The following is a 21,354-nucleotide window of genomic DNA, read 5'->3' on the forward strand; positions in this document are numbered from 1 at the left end:
CGCCGGCAAGCGCGAAATGGAGCAGGATGTCTGTGCGCTTCCCCTGACCCAGGGACAACTGGACATATGGCTTGCGCAGGAAACAGGTCACTCCGGTATCGAGTGGCAGCTTGCCTATTTCGTGAAAATCGAAGGCCCAGTCAAGCCTGATTTGCTCGAACAGGCGATCCGCCAAGCAATACAAGAGGCTGAGCCAACCAGGGCCGCCTTCTTCGAGGTGGATGGCCAGGTCTTCCAAAGGGCAATCGACGACCCGGATATCGAGCTGGTCCGCTATGACTTGACCGGTTCGCACGATCCAATGCAAGAGGCCTATAGAATGGCATCATTGATTCAACACACGCCGATGCCATTGACCGGACCGCTGTTAAAATTTACATTATTCCGGACGCGGCTAGATGAGTTCTACGTGTTCACCTGTTGTCATCACATAGTCACAGACGGATTCGGCATTGCGTTAGTAACTCGTCGGATTGCAACCATCTACTCAGCGATGGTTTCCGGTGAAGCAATTCCGCCAGCGTTCTTCGGCTCACTACAGGACCTAATCAGTTGCGAATTAGATTACAAAAATTCTTCCGATTACTTGGAAGATCGCGCCTATTGGAGCAAAAACCTCCCTCAGGAAAGCGGAGAGCATTACCAGTGGCCCGAGACCGCGCACGAGCGTGATCCGCAGTGGCCTTCCGCGCCGGTCCAACTCGACGCTTCCGTCATCGACCGGATCAAGGGCCTGTCGAAAGCTTTGGGTATCCGTCGATCATCGGTGATCACGGCGGCGTGCGCGCTTCTGGTTCGTGGGCTGTGCGATGAGAGCTCAGAGGTGGTGCTCAACTTCCCGGTCAGCAGGCGAGTACGTCCAGAGTCAAAGACAATTCCCGGGATGATCGCCGGGGTGGTGCCACTGATGTTGACGGTGTCGCCGGAAACGTCGGTCGCCGATTTCAGCGAACATGTCGACACACGAATACGGGAAGCGGTGCGGCATCAGCGGTTTCCAGTACGGATTCTCGAGGCCGATAGCACATCTCGTCGTTCGGGCCAGACAGCAAATCGGGTAGTTGTCAATTTCATCCCGTCCAGACTTTCCCTTAATCTCGCTGGCGTTCCGGCCAGGGCGTCATTTGCCACTTTCGGCCCGGTGGGCCACTTTGGGCTGTATTTCCTGGGAGCGGGCGACCAGCTTTCTCTCATCACGGCGGGCAGTGGGCGACCATTTTCGGGTTTCGACGTCACCGAATTAGCCGAGCGGTTGGGCCGAATACTGATGGCAATGGCCACCGATCCGGGACGCAGGCTGTCATCGATCGATCTACTGGACAGCGGCGAGCGGGCCAGCCTCGATGTGTGGGGGAACCGGGCAGTCTTGACCCCGCAGGCGACGACGTCGATGTCGATTCCGGCGGTTTTCGCCGAGCAAGTCGCCCGCGCCCCTGAAGCGGTGGCGCTGAGCTGCGGCGACAGCTCATGGACTTACCGAGAGATTGAGCACGTAGCGAACCGGCTGGCGCATTTGCTGGCTGCTCAGGGCGCGGGCCCGGGTGAGTGTGTGGCACTGTTGTTTTCCCGATCGGCTGAGGCAATCGTGGCGATCTGGGCGGTGCTCAAAACCGGGGCGGCGTACTTGCCCATCGACCCTGCCGCGCCGGCGGCCCGGATCGCGTTCATGGTTGCCGATGCTGCTCCGATCGCCGCCGTCAGCACGGCAGACCTGCGGTCGCAGCTGGACGACTGCGACCTGCCGGTAATCGATGTCGATGACCCACGGATTCCCACCTATCCATGCACGGGCCTGCCAACACCGGCCGCCGAAAATATCGCCTACATCATCTACACCTCGGGCACCACCGGCGTCCCCAAAGGGGTGGCCATCACTCATCGCAACGTGACCGAGCTTCTGCAGGCGCTGGACGCCGAGCTGGACATGACATCGGGACAGGTGTGGTCGCATTGTCATTCCCTGGCCTTTGACTTCTCAGTATGGGAGATCTTCGGTGCGCTGCTGCGCGGTGGGCGGCTGGTAGTAGTACCCGAGTGGGTGGCCCGCTCACCAGCAGAATTCCACGCCCTGCTGGTCGCCGAGCAAGTAACCATCTTGAGTCAGACTCCGTCGGCGTTCGGTGCGTTGCAAACCACCGTCTTGCTGGAGCCGGAGCTGCGCGAACAGCTCAAGCTTGAGGCCGTGGTGTTCGGCGGAGAAGCGCTTGAACCACAGCGTCTGGAGCCTTGGTTACATGGTCATCTGAGGCCACCCCGGATGGTCAATATGTACGGCATCACCGAAACGACGGTGCATGCGTCGTTTCGGGAGATCGTGAAGAGCGACATCGGCACCACTGTCAGCCCCATCGGGGTGCCGCTGTCGCATTTGACATTGTTCGTCCTGGATGTGTGGTTGCGGCCGATGCCGGTCGGTGTGGTCGGTGAGTTGTATGTGGCCGGCGGCGGGCTGGGTTGTGGGTATGCGCGTCGGACGAGTCTGACGGCGTCGCGGTATGTGGCCTGCCCATTCGGCGGTCTGGGTGCGCCGGGAACACGGATGTATCGCACCGGGGATCTGGCGTATTGGGGCGCCGATGGGCAGCTGCGGTATGTCGGGCGCATCGACGATCAGGTGAAAATCCGCGGATTTCGCATTGAGCTCGGCGACGTCCAGGCGGCTCTGGTCGGGGTGGACGGCGTGAATCAGGCGGCGGTGATTGCTAGGGAGGATAACCCCGGCGACAAACGCCTGGTGGGTTATGTGACCGGGATGGTGCAGCCACTAGAGGTGCGCGCGGCGTTGGCTGCCCGGTTGCCGGATTACATGGTGCCGGCGGTGGTTGTGGTGCTTGATGAGTTGCCGTTGACGGTTAGCGGCAAGGTTGATCGGCGGGCCTTGCCGGTGCCGGAGATTGATTCGGGGGTGGTTTATCGAGCGCCGCGTGATCGGCGTGAGCTGGTGTTGGCGGGGTTGTTTGCTGAGGTGTTGGGGTTGCCACGGGTGGGTATTGATGACGGGTTTTTCGATTTGGGTGGGGATTCGTTGTCGGCGACTCGGTTGGTCGCGCGGATACGCGTCGAGCTGGGGATCGAGATTGCATTGCGGGCAGTGTTCGAGGCACCGACGGTGGCGGGGCTGGCCGACTGGGTTTCGGCTCATGGTGGTGGGCGGGTGCGAGACGCGTTGACGGCCTGGGAACGTCCGGAACGGATTCCGTTGTCGTTTGCGCAGTCTCGGTTGTGGCTTCTGTATAAGTACGAGGGTCCGTCGGCGACGTACAACATTCCGTTGGCAGTGCGGTTGGCCGGTCATCTGCAGGTTGCGGCGTTGAGCGCCGCCATCGCTGATGTGGTGGCCCGTCATGAGAGCTTGCGGACGGTATTTACCGAGACCGATGGGATCCCCTGTCAACACATCTTGGCGCCCGAATCGGTCGATGTGGCGGTGGCAATCAGCGATGTGGCCAACTCCCAGGAGTTGGTGACGTTGTTGACCCACGCGGCCCAGCATCGCTTCGAGTTGGCCACCGAAATCCCGATTCGGGCGAACTTGGTGGCGGTCTCACCGGTTGAGCATGTGTTGATGTTGGTGGTGCATCACATCGCCGCTGATGGGGCTTCGTTGGTGCCGTTGGCCCGGGATGTGGCCGCGGCCTACGCGGCCCGCTGCGCCGGCCACGAACCGGGGTGGTCGCCGCTGCCGGTGCAGTACGCCGATTACACCCTGTGGCAACATGAATTCCTCGGCATCCCGGAAGACCCCGACAGTGTGTTGGCCCGGCAGTTCGCGTACTGGCGCGAAGAGTTGGCCGGGGTTCCTGAGGCTATCCGGTTGCCCTTTGACCGGCCCCGTCCGCCGCAGCGGTCCTTTGGTGGCGGAATGGTGTGGTTGACGATCGATCCTGGGCTGCGTGCCAGTATCGAGGTATTGGCCCGCGATACCGGCACGACGACTTCGATGGTGTTGCAGGCCGCGTTGGCGGTGCTGCTGCGCAAACTCGGCGCCGGTGATGATCTGACGATCGGCGGGCCAATTGCCGGACGCACCGATGTGGCCTTGGCCGATCTGGTCGGATTTTTGGTCAACACCTGGGTGCTACGGGTCGACACCGCGGGCAACCCGGGTTTCAGCGAGCTCCTCGATCAGGTCCGCGACAAGGCGCTAGGCGCCTATGAAAACCAGGACGCGCCCTTTGAGCGGTTGGTGGAATTACTCAATCCGGTGCGTTCGACCGCACACCATCCGCTGTTCCAGGTGTGTTTCGCCTTGCAGAACAACGCGTTGCCGACCCTGAATTTCCCCGGACTGGCCATCGACGCCCTTCCAGCACCCACCGGCACCGCCAAATTCGACCTGTTCTTCAACCTGAGCGACCTACCGGCAACCCCCGGAGCGCCCCAACCTCTGGCCGGTTACATCGAATACGCCACCGACCTGTTCAACCAGGACACCGTCGAGAAAATCGCCAACTACTACCTGCGGGTTCTCGAAACGGTGTGCGCTGATCCCGGTCGCCGCATCGATTCGATTGAGATCATCGACGCGGCCGAGCGTGAACAGATCTTGTCGGAATGGAACACCGCCACCGCGCCGATACCGGATGCGACGATTGCGCAGTTGTTCACCGCGCAGGCCACCGCCAACCCGCACGCAATCGCGCTCGAAGACGACAACCAGGTTTTGACCTATACGCAGTTGGCGGCACGGGTCAATCAGCTGGCCAGGTTCCTCATCGCTGGCGGGGTAGGACCCGAGGCTCTGGTGGGCTTGGCGATGCGACGCAGCGTCGATCTAGTGGTGGCAATGCATGCGGTGTTGGCCGCCGGCGGGGTGTTCGTGCCGATTGACCCGCTCAATCCGGTCGCGCGCACTAACGATGTGCTGTGCACCGCTGACCCGGTGTGTGTGCTGACCAGCTCGGCTGATCATTTCCTGGCGGACACCGATTTGCCGGTGCACGGCATCGATAACGTTGATCTTTCAGGGTTTTCCGCTGCTCCACTTGCCGACGCCGATCGTCTGATGCCGTTGACGGCCGACAACGCGGCGTACGTGATTTTCACGTCGGGCTCCACCGGTCAGCCCAAGGGGGTGGCGGTCACCCACCGAGCGATCGTCAACCAGATGTTGTGGATTGTCACCCAGTACGGGTTCGGACCCGACGATGTCTATCTGCAGAAGACTGCCGCGACCTTCGACGTGTCGCTATGGGGCTATCTAGGGGTGCTGATCTCCGGTGCCCGGCTGGTGTTGGCGGCTCCCGACGGACAGCGCGACCCCGACTACCTGGCCAACACAATCCGTTCACGCGGCGTGACCCTGACGGATTTCGTGCCTTCGATGCTGTCGGTGTTCAACGCGATAGCATCGCGCGAGGCGCTGGTGTCATTGCGCGATGTGCTCGTGATCGGTGAAGCGCTGTCCCTACAGACTGCGCACACCTTCGCCGCGGCGTGCGACGCGGGCCTGCACAACCTCTATGGGCCCACCGAGGCGGCCGTATCGGTCACCCATTGGCGACACGAACGCACCGACGCTGACACCGTGCCCATCGGCGCGCCACAACCGAACCAGCAGCTCTACGTGCTTGACGCGGGACTTCAAGCGGTGCCGGTCGGGGTACCCGGCGAGTTGTACATCGCCGGTGCGGGTCTGGCCCGGGGCTATCACCGCAGTGCGGGGCTGACCGCGTCACGATTCGTGGCGTGCCCGTTCGGCACCCCCGGCACACGGATGTATCGCAGTGGTGATGTGGTGTGCTGGCGTGCCGATGGCCAGCTGAATTACCTCGCACGTACCGATGAACAAGTCAAGATCCGCGGAGTCCGCATCGAACCCGGCGAAATCGAAACAGTCCTGGCTGCCCACCCACAAGTGGCTCAAGCAGTCGTCACCACCCAGATAGCCCCGGGCACACAAGACAAGCACCTCGTCGGCTATGTCGTGATGGACCGGCAGGCGCTGCTGGTCAAGGAACCACAGCGAGAAGCCGATCTGGTCGAACACTGGCAGCGGGTGTGGGGCGGGGTCTACTCAGGATTGACGTTCGACGCCGCCGGCCCGGCAGGGTTCGGGCAGGATTTCCGGGGCCGGAACAGCAGCTACACCGGGGAGCCGATCCCGTTGGAGCAGATGCAGGAGTGGCGTGCGGCTGCGGTCAGGCGTATCCGCGGCCTGAACCCGGTACGGGTGTTGGAGATCGGGGTGGGTAGCGGGTTGTTGCTGGCCGAGCTGGCCGGCGAATGCGTCGAATATTGGGGTACCGACGTATCTGCGGCCACGATCGAAAAGCTGCGGGCGGCGGTGGCCGAGCGGCCGTGGGCGGATCGGGTGCACTTGCGGGTAGCGCCCGCTAATGTGACTGATGGGCTGCCCGAGGGTCATTTCGATGTGGTGGTGCTCAATTCGGTGATCCAGTACTTCCCCAGCGTGAGCTATCTGCTCGAGGTGCTCGAGTCGGCGATGCGGCTGCTGGCGCCGGGTGGCGCGGTGTTCATCGGCGATGTGCGCAGCCTGACGTTGTTGCCGACGTTGACCACCGCTCGGCTGTGCGCCGCAGGCACCGAGGACACCGCCACAGTGACGCGGGCGCGGATAGCTCGGGAAATGCGCACTGAGCAGGAACTGTTGCTGGCGCCGGAATTTTTCGTCGCACTGACACGGCGGTTCTCTGATCTCGCCGGGGTGGATGTGCAGCTCAAGCGGATGACCGCGGTCAACGAACTTAGCTGTCACCGCTACGAAGTCGTACTACACAAGACACCGACAACAGCGCGTTCTGTGGCTAATCTGCCGGTCCAGCCGTGGCAGGAGTTGGGTAGCCTGGCGGCGTTGGGCCGGTACCTCCAATCCCGAGATTTGGCCGGAGTGCGGGTGAGCGGGGTACCCCATCGCGGGCTATGGCCCGATGTGGAGATGGCTCGAGCACTGGCGCAAGCCGACGATCAAGTGCCGGTCAGCGCACTCGATGTAATGCCAGCACCCCTTGATGCGGTGTTACCACACGAATGTGAGCGCCTCGGGCAGGAACTGGGATACGCGGTGGTGGTGACCTTCTCACCGATACCCGGTCTGATGGATCTGATCTGCCTGCGCCCCATCGACCCCGCTGATAAGAGGCCGGCATTAACGGATGTGTATCTGCCGGTCACCGCGGTTGGTTCGCTGGCTTACTACGTCAACGATCCCTCAGCGATCCAGCGGCCTGGACAGTTACGTGAATACCTAGGCGTGCGACTGCCGGAATTCATGGTGCCCGCCGCGATCGTGGTACTCGACGAGCTGCCCTTGACGGTCAACGGCAAGATCGACCGTCGCGCGTTGCCGGCCCCACAATTCGATACCAACACCACCTACCGGGAACCGCGTAATCAACACGAGCAGGTGCTGGCCGAGGTGTTCGCCGAGGTATTGGGCCTAGGCCGAGTGGGTATTGATGATGGGTTCTTCGATCTGGGTGGGCACTCACTATCCGCGACACGACTGGTCGCACGAATACGGGCCCGCTTGGGGATAGAAGTTCCGATCCGGGCGGTGTTTGAGGCGCCCACCGTGGCCGGGTTGGCCGGCTGGTTGTCAGTTCATGGTGACGCACCGGTACGGCCGGCGTTGGTGGCCGGGCCGCGCCCGGATCGGGTGCCGTTGTCGTTTGCTCAGGCTCGGTTGTGGTTCCTCTATAAGTACGAGGGCCGCTCAGCGACGTACAACATTCCGTTGGCGGTGCGGTTGACCGGCAATCTGGATGTGACGGCCATGTCGGCGGCGATCGCAGATGTGATCGGCCGTCATGAGAGTTTGCGCACGGTGTATGTCGAATCTGAAGGGGTGCCCTGGCAGCAGGTCTTGGCGGTCGATGCCGTAAAGGTGCCGTTGACGCTCACAGATGCCGGTGATGAGCAAAGTTTGGTTGCCGCGGTGGCCGCGGTGGCGGGGTATCGGTTTGATCTGGCCAGCGAGATCCCGCTGCGGGCGCAGCTGGTGCGGGTGTCGGGCAATGAGCACGTGTTGGTGTTGGTGGTACACCACATCGCCGCCGACGGGGCGTCGTTGGCGCCGTTGGCTCGTGATGTGGCGATCGCGTATGCCGCACGGTGTGCTGGCGAGCAGCCGGGCTGGTCGCCGTTGCCCGTGCAGTACGCCGATTACACCCTGTGGCAACACGAGGTCCTCGGTAGTGAGGAGGATCCCGACAGTGTGTTGAGCCGCCAGTTCACTTATTGGCGGGCCGAATTAGCCGGTGTTGCAGAGCAGATCGTGTTGCCGTGCGATCGGCCCCGCCCGGCGCGGCAGTCGTTTCGTGGTGCGGTGGTGGACTTTTCGATCGATGCCCGGTTGCGGGAGCGCCTCGAAGTGCGGGCCCGGGAGTCGGGGACCACCCTGTCGATGGTGCTGCAGGCCGGGATGGCGGTGCTGCTGCACAAGTTGGGTGGCGGTGATGATCTCACGATTGGTGGGCCGATCGCCGGACGCACCGATGAAGCGCTGGCCGATCTGGTCGGATTTTTCGTCAACACCTGGGTGCTACGGGTCGACACCACGGGCAACCCGGGTTTCGGTGAGCTACTCGAACAAGTCCGCCTCAAGGCGCTAGCCGCCTATGAAAACCAGGACGCCCCCTTTGAGCGGTTAGTGGAATTACTCAACCCGGCCCGTTCCACCGCACATCATCCGTTGTTCCAGGTGATGTTCGCGTTGCAGAACAACCCGTTACCCACCCTGGAGTTCCCCGGACTAGGTATCGAGGCACTGCCCGTACCAACCGGCATTGCCAGGTTCGACCTGTTCATCAACCTGACGGAGATGCCGGCGATCGACGGGGCGCCGCAACCGTTGCCGGGCTTCATCGAATACGCCACCGACCTGTTCGACCGCGACACCGTGAAGCGCTTCGCCGCCTACTATCTGCGGATCCTGGAGACGGTGTGTGCCGATCCCGATCAGCGGTTGTCATCGATGGACCTCCTCGACGAAGATGAACGCACCCGTGTGGATGAGTGGGGCAACCGCACCACACTCAACGCCACCCCACCGGCGTCGGTGTCGGTTCCGCAAATGTGGGATGCCCAAGTGGCCCGCACACCCGATGCAGTCGCGCTGGTGTGCGGGGCCACTTCGTTGACCTACCGCGAGCTGGACCAGGCCGCCAACCGGTTGGCGTACCGCCTTGCCAGCACCGGAGCGAGTCCCGGTGCGGTGGTGGGGCTGCTCTTCGAGCGGTCCGCCCAGGCCATCACCGCGATCCTGGCGGTACTCAAAACCGGCGCGGCATACCTACCGATCGACCCGGCCTATCCCGATGCCCGCATCGGGTTCATGCTCGACGACACCACACCAGTGGTCGTGCTGACCACCACCGGGCTACGCCCCCGCCTCGACGACCATAACGTCGCCATCATCGATGTCGGCGACCCCACCCTTAATAGCGAATCCGACACCAGGCTGCCCTACCCGGCCGCCGAAGACATCGCCTACCTCATCTACACCTCCGGGACCACCGGTGTTCCGAAGGGGGTGGCCATCACCCACCACAACATCACCCAACTTTTCGCCACCCGCGATGGCGGCTTCACCCCGGCATGGAAACCGGTATGGACCCAGTGGCATTCGTATTCCTTTGACGAATCCGTGCGCGAGATCTGCGGAGCATTACTCCACGGCGGCCGCCTGATCGTGGTACCCGAATCGGTGGTCCGCTCCCCAACGGAATTCCACGACCTCCTAGTCGCCGAACAAGTCGACGTGTTGCCACAGACCCCGTCGGCCGCCGGCGTGCTCTCCCCGCACGGCCTGGAATCAGTGGTGCTGGTCGTATGCGGCGAGCCCTGCCCCGCCGAACTGGTAGACAACTGGGCCAACGGCGAACGGATCATGGTCAACGCCTACGGACAAACCGAAACCACCATCAACGCCGCCGTCAGCGCACCCCTATCAACCGGCAACACCGTGGTCCCAATCGGTTCCCCGGTACCCCGCGCCGCGCTATTCGTCCTCGACAATCAGTTGCACCCGGTGCCCACAGGCGTCATCGGCGAGTTATACGTCGCCGGCGCCGGGGTCGGCCTCGGGTACTGGCGCCGCCCCGGGCTGACCGCGCAACGATTCATAGCCTGCCCGTTCAGCGATCCAGCAACGCCGGCAACACGCATGTACCGCACCGGAGACCTGGCGCGCTGGGACACCGACGGCCAACTGCTATACGTCGGCCGCGCCGACCAACAAGTAAAAATCCGCGGCTTACGCATCGAACTCGGAGAAATAGAAACAGCACTAACAACCCACCCCAAAGTATCCCAAGCAATCGTAATCGCCCGCCCCACCACCAACACCGGCGATACCACCGACAAACAACTAGTCGCCTACGTAGTACTTGATCAGGACGCGTTGCTGGCCAGGGAGCCGGAGCAGGAGGCCGACCTGGTCGAGGCGGGGCGGCGGGTTTGGGGCGTCGTGTACTTGGAGGCGGGGGCGGGCTCGCGTGGTCCGGCGTTGGGGGCCGATTTCGGTAGCTGGAACAGCAGCTATACCGGGGAGCCGATTGCGCTGGAGCAGATGCGGCAGTGGCAGGCGGCTGCGGTCGGCCGTATCCGCCGACTAAACCCAGCACGAGTGTTGGAGATCGGGGTGGGTTGCGGGTTGTTGCTGGCCGAGTTGGCTGCTGAGTGTGTCGAGTATTGGGGTACCGACGTCTCAGCGGCCACGATCGAGAAGCTGCGGGCGACGGTGGCCGAGCAGCCGTGGGCCGATCGAGTGCGGTTACGGGTAGTCCCCGCTGACGTGACTGATGGGCTGCCCGAGGGTCATTTCGACGTGGTGGTACTCAACTCGGTGGTCCAGTATTTCCCCAGCGCGGGATACCTGCTCGATGTGCTGAGTGCCGCACTTGGGTTGTTGGCCCCGGGTGGAGCGGTGTTCATCGGGGATGTGCGCAACCTCACATTGCTGCCGGCGCTTAGCACCGGGGTGTTGTTCGCCGGGGCCGCCGGTGGTCTCGAGAGCGCCGCGACGAGGCGGGCGCGGGTGGCTCGGGTGATGCGCGCCGAGCACGAACTCCTGTTGGCGCCGGAGTTTTTCATCGCACTGCCACATAGGTTCTCTGATATCGCCGCGGTGGATGTGCAGCTGAAACGGATGGCCGCGGTGAACGAGCTGAGTTGTTACCGCTACGAGGTGGTGTTGCATAAGGCGCCGGCGGCGGTGCATTCTGTGGCCGATCTGCCAGTCGAGCCGTGGCAGCGGTTGGGCAGTCTGGCCGCATTGGGCCAGTACCTCGGGTCTCAGGATCTGGCCGGGGTCCGGGTGTGCGGAGCACCTCATCGGGGGCTGTGGCCGGATGTGGAGTTGGCGCGGGCATTGGCGCGGGCCAACGATCAGGTGCCGGTCAGCGAGCTGGATGTGGCGGCACCACCCCTTGATGCGGTGTTGCCTCACGAGTGTGAGCTGCTCGGACAGCAACTCGGATACGCGGTGGCGGTCACGTTCTCACCGACGCCCGGTCTGATGGACCTGATCTTCACCCGCGCCAGCGACCCCGCCGATCGGCAGCCGGCATTGTCGGATGTCTATCTGCCCGGAACCACAGTGGCTGGCGTGGCCGGCTATGCCAATGATCCCTCGGCGATCGATCGGCCTCGAGAATTGCGCGAGTTCGTAAGTGTTCGGTTGCCGGAGTTCATGGTGCCCGCCGCAGTGGTGGTACTCGATGAGTTGCCGTTGACGGTCAACGGCAAGGTCGATCGGCGGGCGTTGCCGGCGCCGGAATTCGATGCGGGGGCGGCTTATCGGGGGCCGCGTAATCAGCGTGAGCAGGCGCTGGCTGAGGTGTTCGCTGAGGTATTGGGGTTGACGCGAGTCGGTATCGATGATGGGTTCTTCGATCTGGGTGGGCATTCGTTGTCGGCGATGCGGTTGGTCGCGCGGATGCGCACCCAGTTGGGGGTGGAAGTACCGATCCGGGCAGTGTTTGAGGCACCCACCGTGGCCGGGTTGGCCGACTGGTTGTCAGTTCATGACGGCGGACCGGTACGGCCGGCGTTGGTGGCCGGGCCGCGCCCGGATCGGGTGCCGTTGTCGTTTGCTCAGGCTCGGTTGTGGTTCCTCTATAAGTACGAGGGCCGCTCAGCGACGTACAACATTCCGTTCGCGGTGCGGTTATCCGGCAATCTGGATGTGACGGCCATGTCCGCGGCGATCGCAGATGTGGTTGCCCGCCACGAGAGTTTGCGCACGGTGTACGTCGAGACCGAAGGAGTGCCCTGGCAACAGGTCTTGGCGGCCGATGCCGTAAAGGTGCCGCTGACGCTCACAGATGCCGGTGATGAGCAAAGTTTGGCTGCCGCGATGGCCGGGACGGTTGGGTATCGGTTTGATCTGGCCAGCGAGATCCCGCTGCGGGCGCAGCTGGTGCGGGTGTCGGGCAATGAGCACGTGTTGGTGTTGGTGGTACACCACATCGCCGCCGACGGAGCGTCGTTGCCGCCGTTGGCCCGTGATGTGGCAATCGCGTATGCCGCACGGTGTGCTGGCAAGCAGCCGGGCTGGTCGCCGTTGCCCGTGCAATACGCCGACTACACCCTGTGGCAGCAAAAGGTCCTGGGCACCGCGGAGGACGCCGACAGTGTGCTGTCCCAACAGTTTGCCTACTGGCGTTCGCAGCTGGCCGGGGCACCCGAAGCGATCCGGTTGCCTTTCGACCGACCCCGGCCCCCGCGGCAGTCCTTCGGTGGCGCATTGGTGTGGTTCACGATCAATCCGGTGCTGCGCGGGCGCATCGAGGCGCTGGCCCGCGATACCGGCGCGACCGTCTCGATGGTGTTGCAGGCGGGGTTGGCAGTGTTGTTGCGCAAACTCGGTGCCGGTGATGACCTGTCGATCGGTGGGCTGATTGCTGGGCGCAGCGATGCGGCCTTGGCTGATCTGGTCGGGTATTTCGTCAACACCTGGGTGCTACGGGTAGACGCCTCGGGGGATCCACGATTCGGTGAGCTGCTTGAGCAAGTCCGCACAAAGGCGTTAGCGGCCTATGAGAACCAGGATGCCCCCTTTGAGCGGTTAGTGGAGTTGCTTAACCCGGTCCGTTCAGCGGCGCATCATCCGCTGTTCCAGGTGTTGTTCGTGTTGCAGAACAACCCCCTGCCTACCCTGGATTTCCCCGATCTGACCATCGACCCACTACCCGCACCCACCGGCGCCGCCAAATTCGACCTGCTCTTCGACCTGCTCGAGCTGCCGCCGGTTGACGGAACACCCCAACCGATGCCGGGCTTCATCGAGTACGCCACCGACCTGTTCGACCACGACACCGTAGAGCGGTTCGCCGCGTACTACCTGCGGGTCCTCGAGGCGGTATGCGCTGATCCCTATCGACAGTTGTCGTCGATAGCTCTGCTCGACGAGGCCGAGCGTGGGCGGGTGTTGACCGAGTGGAATGACACCGCTGTTGCGGTGCCGGAGGCCACGATTGCGCAGTTGTTCGCCGCCCAGGTTGCCCTTGCTCCGGAGACGGTGGCGGTCGAAGACGGAGAACGGGTGCTGACGTATCGCGAGCTTGACAACCGGGCGCAGCGGTTGGCGGGCCGGCTGCGAGCTTATGGGGCGCGACCGGAGGCCGTGATCGCGGTGGCGTTGGGCCGTTCAGCCGATTTGGTGGTCGCGTTGTTGGCTATCGCCAAGACTGGTGCGGCCTATTTGGCGATCGATCTGAACTATCCCAGCGAGCGCACCGCCTACATCCTGTCCGATGCGGCCCCGCAGTTGGTGATCACAGACACCGCCACCGCCGAAAGCCTGCCCAACACCACGATCGCGCGGCTCATCACGGACAGTCCCGAAGCAGGTGACACCGCGGCCGCCCCGAGCGGTCCCGAACTCGACGGTGCGGGGGCGTGTCCGGGCAATCTGGCTTACATCATGTACACCTCGGGGTCGACCGGACGTCCTAAGGCCGTCGCGGTTACCCACCGCAATGTGGTGGCGTTGTTCGCGGGTCTACAACGGTGGTGTGGTTTCACCGATACGGATGTGTGGGCGTGGTGTCATTCACCGTCGTTCGATTTCTCGGTGTGGGAGTTGTGGGGAGCGCTGCTGCACGGCGCGCGGGTCGTGGTGGTGGCCTGGGACACGGTGCGCTCACCACAGCAACTGTGGCAATTAGTGCTCGACAGGCATGTGACGGTGCTCAGTCAAACCCCATCAGCGTTTTATGAGTTGATACGCGCCGAGCGCGAACACCCGGCCGGGGCAGCGGATTGCCAGTTGCGGATGGTGGTATTCGGCGGGGAAGCCCTCGATACCTCTCGCCTGGACGGTTGGTACCCGCAGCAACGGGCCGCCGGGCCGGTCCTGATGAATATGTACGGCATCACTGAGACCAGTGTGCATGTGACACATCTGGAGCTCACCAGTGCGCACCTCGCGGGCCAAGGTTCACCGATTGGTGCGCCGTTGGGCAATATGCGGGTGTTTGTACTCGACGAGCGGCTGGCACCGGTGCCGGTAGGCGTTGCCGGCGAGTTATATATCGCGGGTGCAGGTGTGGCTCGCGGGTATCGGGGCCGTGCGGGGTTGACCGCGCAACGGTTTGTGGCCTGCGCGTTCGGGCCAGGCGGAACACGCATGTACCGCAGTGGAGATGTGGTCCGCTGGACAGCCGCCGGGGTGTTGGAGTTCGTGGGCCGAGCCGATGAACAAGTCAAGATCCGCGGGTTCCGCATCGAACCCGGTGAGGTCGAAGCGGCGCTGGCGGCCCATCCCCGGGTATCGCAAGCGGTCGTGATCGACCGCCCGCCCCCTGGTGCCGTCGATGCCGGCGATAAGCAGCTGGTCGGCTACGTGGTGCTGGATCGAGAGGCGATGCTGGCCAGGGAACCCGCACAGGAAGCCGACCTGGTCGAGCAGTGGCGTCGGGTCTATGACGGACTGTATTCACAGGATGATGCCGACCCCAGTGCGCCGGTGGTGTTGGGGACCGATTTCGGTGGGTGGAACAGCAGCTACACCGGGGAGCCGATCCCGTTGGAGCAGATGCAGGAGTGGCGTGCGGCTGCGGTCAGGCGTATCCGCGGCCTGAACCCGGTACGGGTGTTGGAGATCGGGGTGGGTAGCGGGTTGTTGCTGGCCGAGCTGGCCGGCGAATGCGTCGAATATTGGGGTACCGACGTATCTGCGGCCACGATCGAAAAGCTGCGGGCGGCGGTGGCCGAGCAGCCGTGGGCGGATCGGGTGCACTTGCGGGTAGCGCCCGCTAATGTGACTGATGGGCTGCCCGAGGGTCATTTCGATGTGGTGGTGCTCAATTCGGTGGTCCAATACTTCCCCAGCGCCGGATACCTACTCGACGTACTGGACTCCGCACTTGGGTTGTTGGCCCCTGGCGGAGCGATATTCCTCGGGGACGTACGCAACCTGACATTGCTGGAAACGTTTAGCACCGGGATTTTGTCTGCCCGGGCCGAGGGCGCCACAGTGACGCGGGCGCGGATAGCTCGGGAAATGCGCACTGAGCAGGAACTGTTGCTGGCGCCGGAATTTTTCGTCGCACTGACACGGCGGTTCTCTGATCTCGCCGGGGTGGATGTGCAGCTCAAGCGGATGACCGCGGTCAACGAACTTAGCTGTCACCGCTACGAAGTCGTACTACACAAGACACCGACAACAGCGCGTTCTGTGGCTAATCTGCCGGTCCAGCCGTGGCAGGAGTTGGGTAGCCTGGCGGCGTTGGGCCGGTACCTCCAATCCCGAGATTTGGCCGGAGTGCGGGTGAGCGGGGTACCCCATCGCGGGCTATGGCCCGATGTGGAGATGGCTCGAGCACTGGCGCAAGCCGACGATCAAGTGCCGGTCAGCGCACTCGACGTAATGCCAGCACCCCTTGATGCGGTGTTACCACACGAATGTGAGCGCCTCGGGCAGGAACTGGGATACGCGGTGGTGGTGACCTTCTCACCGATACCCGGTCTGATGGATCTGATCTGCCTGCGCCCCATCGACCCCGCTGATAAGAGGCCGGCATTAACGGATGTGTATCTGCCGGTCACCGCGGTTGGTTCGCTGGCTTACTACGTCAACGATCCCTCAGCGATCCAGCGGCCTGGACAGTTCCGTGAATACCTAGGCGTGCGACTGCCGGAATTCATGGTGCCCGCCGCGATCGTGGTACTCGACGAGCTGCCCTTGACGGTCAACGGCAAGATCGACCGTCGCGCGTTGCCGGCCCCACAATTCGATACCAACACCACCTACCGGGAACCGCGTAATCAACACGAGCAGGTGCTGGCCGAGGTGTTCGCCGAGGTATTGGGCCTAGGCCGAGTGGGTATTGATGATGGGTTCTTCGATCTGGGTGGGCACTCACTATCCGCGACACGACTGGTCGCACGAATACGGGCCCGCTTGGGGATAGAAGTTCCGATCCGGGCGGTGTTTGAGGCGCCCACCGTGGCCGGGTTGGCCGGCTGGTTGTCAGTTCATGGTGACGCACCGGTACGGCCGGCGTTGGTGGCCGGGCCGCGCCCGGATCGGGTGCCGTTGTCGTTTGCTCAGGCTCGGTTGTGGTTCCTCTATAAGTACGAGGGCCGCTCAGCGACGTACAACATTCCGTTGGCGGTGCGGTTGACCGGCAATCTGGATGTGACGGCCATGTCGGCGGCGATCGCAGATGTGATCGGCCGTCATGAGAGTTTGCGCACGGTGTACGTCGAGTCTGAAGGGGTGCCCTGGCAGCAGGTCTTGGAGGTCGATGCCGTAAAGGTGCCGTTGACGCTCACAGATGCCGGTGATGAGCAAAGTTTGGTTGCCGCGGTGGCCGCGGTGGCGGGGTATCGGTTTGATCTGGCCAGCGAGATCCCGCTGCGGGCGCAGCTGGTGCGGGTGTCGGGCAATGAGCACGTGTTGGTGTTGGTGGTACACCACATCGCCGCCGACGGGGCGTCGTTGGCGCCGTTGGCTCGTGATGTGGCGATCGCGTATGCCGCACGGTGTGCTGGCGAGCAGCCGGGCTGGTCGCCGTTGCCCGTGCAGTACGCCGATTACACCCTGTGGCAACACGAGGTCCTCGGTAGTGAGGAGGATCCCGACAGTGTGTTGAGCCGCCAGTTCACTTATTGGCGGGCCGAATTAGCCGGTGTTGCAGAGCAGATCGTGTTGCCGTGCGATCGGCCCCGCCCGGCGCGGCAGTCGTTTCGTGGTGCGGTGGTGGACTTTTCGATCGATGCCCGGTTGCGGGAGCGCCTCGAAGTGCGGGCCCGGGAGTCGGGGACCACCCTGTCGATGGTGCTGCAGGCCGGGATGGCGGTGCTGCTGCACAAGTTGGGTGGCGGTGATGATCTCACGATTGGTGGGCCGATCGCCGGACGCACCGATGAAGCGCTGGCCGATCTGGTCGGATTTTTCGTCAACACCTGGGTGCTACGGGTCGACACCACGGGCAACCCGGGTTTCGGTGAGCTACTCGAACAAGTCCGCCTCAAGGCGCTAGCCGCCTATGAAAACCAGGACGCCCCCTTTGAGCGGTTAGTGGAATTACTCAACCCGGCCCGTTCCACCGCACATCATCCGTTGTTCCAGGTGATGTTCGCGTTGCAGAACAACCCGTTACCCACCCTGGAGTTCCCCGGACTAGGTATCGAGGCACTGCCCGTACCAACCGGCATTGCCAGGTTCGACCTGTTCATCAACCTGACGGAGATGCCGGCGATCGACGGGGCGCCGCAACCGTTGCCGGGCTTCATCGAATACGCCACCGACCTGTTCGACCGCGACACCGTGAAGCGCTTCGCCGCCTACTATCTGCGGATCCTGGAGACGGTGTGTGCCGATCCCGATCAGCGGTTGTCATCGATGGACCTCCTCGACGAAGATGAACGCACCCGTGTGGATGAGTGGGGCAACCGCACCACACTCAACGCCACCCCACCGGCGTCGGTGTCGGTTCCGCAAATGTGGGATGCCCAAGTGGCCCGCACACCCGATGCAGTCGCGCTGGTGTGCGGGGCCACTTCGTTGACCTACCGCGAGCTGGACCAGGCCGCCAACCGGTTGGCGCACCGCCTTGCCAGCACCGGAGCGAGTCCCGGTGCGGTGGTGGGGCTGCTCTTCGAGCGGTCCGCCCAGGCCATCACCGCGATCCTGGCGGTACTCAAAACCGGCGCGGCATACCTACCGATCGACCCGGCCTATCCCGATGCCCGCATCGGGTTCATGCTCGACGACACCACACCAGTGGTCGTGCTGACCACCACCGGGCTACGCCCCCGCCTCGACGACCATAACGTCGCCATCATCGATGTCGGCGACCCCACCCTTAATAGCGAATCCGACACCAGGCTGCCCTACCCGGCCGCCGAAGACATCGCCTACCTCATCTACACCTCCGGGACCACCGGTGTTCCGAAGGGGGTGGCCATCACCCACCACAACATCACCCAACTTTTCGCCACCCGCGATGGCGGCTTCACCCCGGCATGGAAACCGGTATGGACCCAGTGGCATTCGTATTCCTTTGACGAATCCGTGCGCGAGATCTGCGGAGCATTACTCCACGGCGGCCGCCTGATCGTGGTACCCGAATCGGTGGTCCGCTCCCCAACGGAATTCCACGACCTCCTAGTCGCCGAACAAGTCGACGTGTTGCCACAGACCCCGTCGGCCGCCGGCGTGCTCTCCCCGCACGGCCTGGAATCAGTGGTGCTGGTCGTATGCGGCGAGCCCTGCCCCGCCGAACTGGTAGACAACTGGGCCAACGGCGAACGGATCATGGTCAACGCCTACGGACAAACCGAAACCACCATCAACGCCGCCGTCAGCGCACCCCTATCAACCGGCAACACCGTGGTCCCAATCGGTTCCCCGGTACCCCGCGCCGCGCTATTCGTCCTCGACAATCAGTTGCACCCGGTGCCCACAGGCGTCATCGGCGAGTTATACGTCGCCGGCGCCGGGGTCGGCCTCGGGTACTGGCGCCGCCCCGGGCTGACCGCGCAACGATTCATAGCCTGCCCGTTCAGCGATCCAGCAACGCCGGCAACACGCATGTACCGCACCGGAGACCTGGCGCGCTGGGACACCGACGGCCAACTGCTATACGTCGGCCGCGCCGACCAACAAGTAAAAATCCGCGGCTTACGCATCGAACTCGGAGAAATAGAAACAGCACTAACAACCCACCCCAAAGTATCCCAAGCAATCGTAATCGCCCGCCCCACCACCAACACCGGCGATACCACCGACAAACAACTAGTCGCCTACGTAGTACTTGATTCGCCAGCCGATGATCCTGCTGGCTTGGTCGCTGAGCTGCGGGGGTTTGTGGGTTCGCGATTGCCGGACTTCATGGTGCCAGCGGCGGTGGTAGTGCTCGATGAGTTGCCGATGACTGTCAACGGCAAGGTCGATCGCCAGGCGTTGCCGAGCCCGGAGTTCGATGCGGGGGTGGTTTATCGGGCGCCGCGCGATCAGCGTGAGCTGACGTTGGCGGAGTTGTTCGCCGAGGTGCTGGGGTTACCGCAGGTGGGCATCGATGATGGGTTCTTCGATTTGGGTGGACATTCGTTGTCTGCGACGCGGTTGGTCGCACGAGTGCGGGCACAGTTGGGGGTAGAGGTTCCGATCAGGGCGGTTTTTGAGGCGCCCACCGTTGCCCGACTGGCGGAGTGGCTTTCCCAAGAACGAATAGTTGAGTCCGCGGATCCGTTCGCCGTGGTGTTACCAATTCGTCTGGGCGGGACGAGGCCGCCTATGTGGTGCGTGCACCCGGCAGGTGGATTTAGTTGGGGCTATCGGAGACTCATCGGTCACCTCCGTGATCGACCGATCTATGGCCTGCAAGCTCGCGGCCTCGACGGCATAACACCGGTCGCCTCCTCGGTACCCGCCATGGCTAACGACTATCTCGAGCAAATATTGGCCGTCCAGCCCGAAGGGCCATTCTTCCTGCTGGGATATTCCTTCGGAGGTGTCGTCGCCCACGCAATAGCAGCAGAACTCCAAACCCGCGGACACCAAGTCGCACTGCTGGGAATGATCGACAGTAAGCCTTTTATGGATGACGACGGTGGCATAATGCGGCCCGAACTTCATCCCGAACCCGGGTCACTCGCTGAAAGCGAGATGTTCGACGCAATAGGTAAATGGATCCAAGAACGCTACCATATCTCGGTTGACAATCCAGATTACCAGCAAATAGCCAAAACAAGTTTTGCAATGTGGAAAAATGTGGTCGTCCTGGTAAAAGATTATATACCGCCGATCTACGACGGCCCGTCCGTATTGTTTATATCGACAATTGACCAGGTTAAATCGCGGGACGAAGTCATTGCGGATTGGCAGCCATATTTGCGAGGAACTGTTACGGCATACGATATTGAAGGCAGGCATTCCGACTTGGACCTGGCCGCGCCGATGGCAATGATCGGTCAGATACTCGATCGCGCCACAACAGCCGGAGATAACGATCAGGTCACAGAAAAGGATTTAAAAAATGACTGCTAGAGCGCGTCGGTCTTCGCAATTCATTCGGTTAGTCATTCCCATGATCACAGTGACAGTGCCCCTGAAGCTCGCAGAGCTCTGTATTCCAAGGCGGTTCTCAAAAGTCGAGACCACTCCATTCATCGATCCTTGTCAATTTGAGTGGAATGGCATTGCCGAATCAGAGTATTCCAAGGTCCAGGCCGAACTGGAGATCGTATTATCGGCAATCGACACAATTCCGGCTTTTCAAGAAATCTCGGAGGATCAACGGATTCTCACGGACGATGACAAATGGCTTACTTACGTTTTCTACATCTACGGCCAGCGTTTCGAGAAACAATGCAGCGACTGCCCCGACACCGCCCGCCTCCTGCAGGAAATACCAGGAATGAAAACCGCATTCTTCTCTATCCTGGCCCCTGGTAAGAAGATCCCCCCGCACCGAGGGCCATACCGCGGAGTAATGCGCTACCACCTACCCCTCGTCGTTCCGCAAAACGGTCAATGCGGAATCCGAGTTGGCGATCAGACCGCCACGTATAAAGAGGGCGTGGGAATGATGTTCGACGATTCCTACGACCACGAGGTGTGGAACGATACTGATGAAAGCCGCGTAGTTCTGTTTCTCGACATCGTGAGACCGATGAAATTCCCGTTCAATATCATAAATTCCATTTTCATCGCCATTATGGGTCGGTCACCGACCGTAAGGAAGATAAAAAAGAAGCAGGCTGCCTGGGACCGCATGATCGAAAAGAAAAATTGCACCTAGCGGCCCCAGGTCGCTAGCGAACCGCGTAGAAGTTTACTATACACTGTCTTGTAGCGCTAGATCGGTGAATTTGACCTTACGCTGGGCGGCGATATCAGAATAATTTCATTATTGTGGCTGCGTATCCCACTAAACG

2 protein-coding genes are annotated in these 21,354 nt (G+C 62.4%); both read left to right on the forward strand.

The features are described from left to right. The first annotated feature begins 16 nt into the window (after nucleotides 1-16). The gene (locus AADZ78_RS28620; protein ID WP_341343668.1) at nucleotides 17-20,464 is read left to right on the forward strand and encodes an amino acid adenylation domain-containing protein; all 20,448 of its coding nucleotides are present in this window, start codon (nucleotides 17-19) and stop codon (nucleotides 20,462-20,464) included. 49 nt (nucleotides 20,465-20,513) lie between these two features. After that, on the forward strand, nucleotides 20,514-21,218 hold the full coding sequence (locus tag AADZ78_RS28625; protein ID WP_169726219.1) for an aspartyl/asparaginyl beta-hydroxylase domain-containing protein: 705 nt from the start codon (nucleotides 20,514-20,516) through the stop codon (nucleotides 21,216-21,218). Nucleotides 21,219-21,354: the final 136 nt, after the last annotated feature.

Origin of the sequence: Mycobacterium riyadhense (genome assembly GCF_963853645.1) — a bacterium.
In the GTDB taxonomy this organism is placed as follows: Bacteria; Actinomycetota; Actinomycetes; order Mycobacteriales; family Mycobacteriaceae; genus Mycobacterium; species Mycobacterium riyadhense.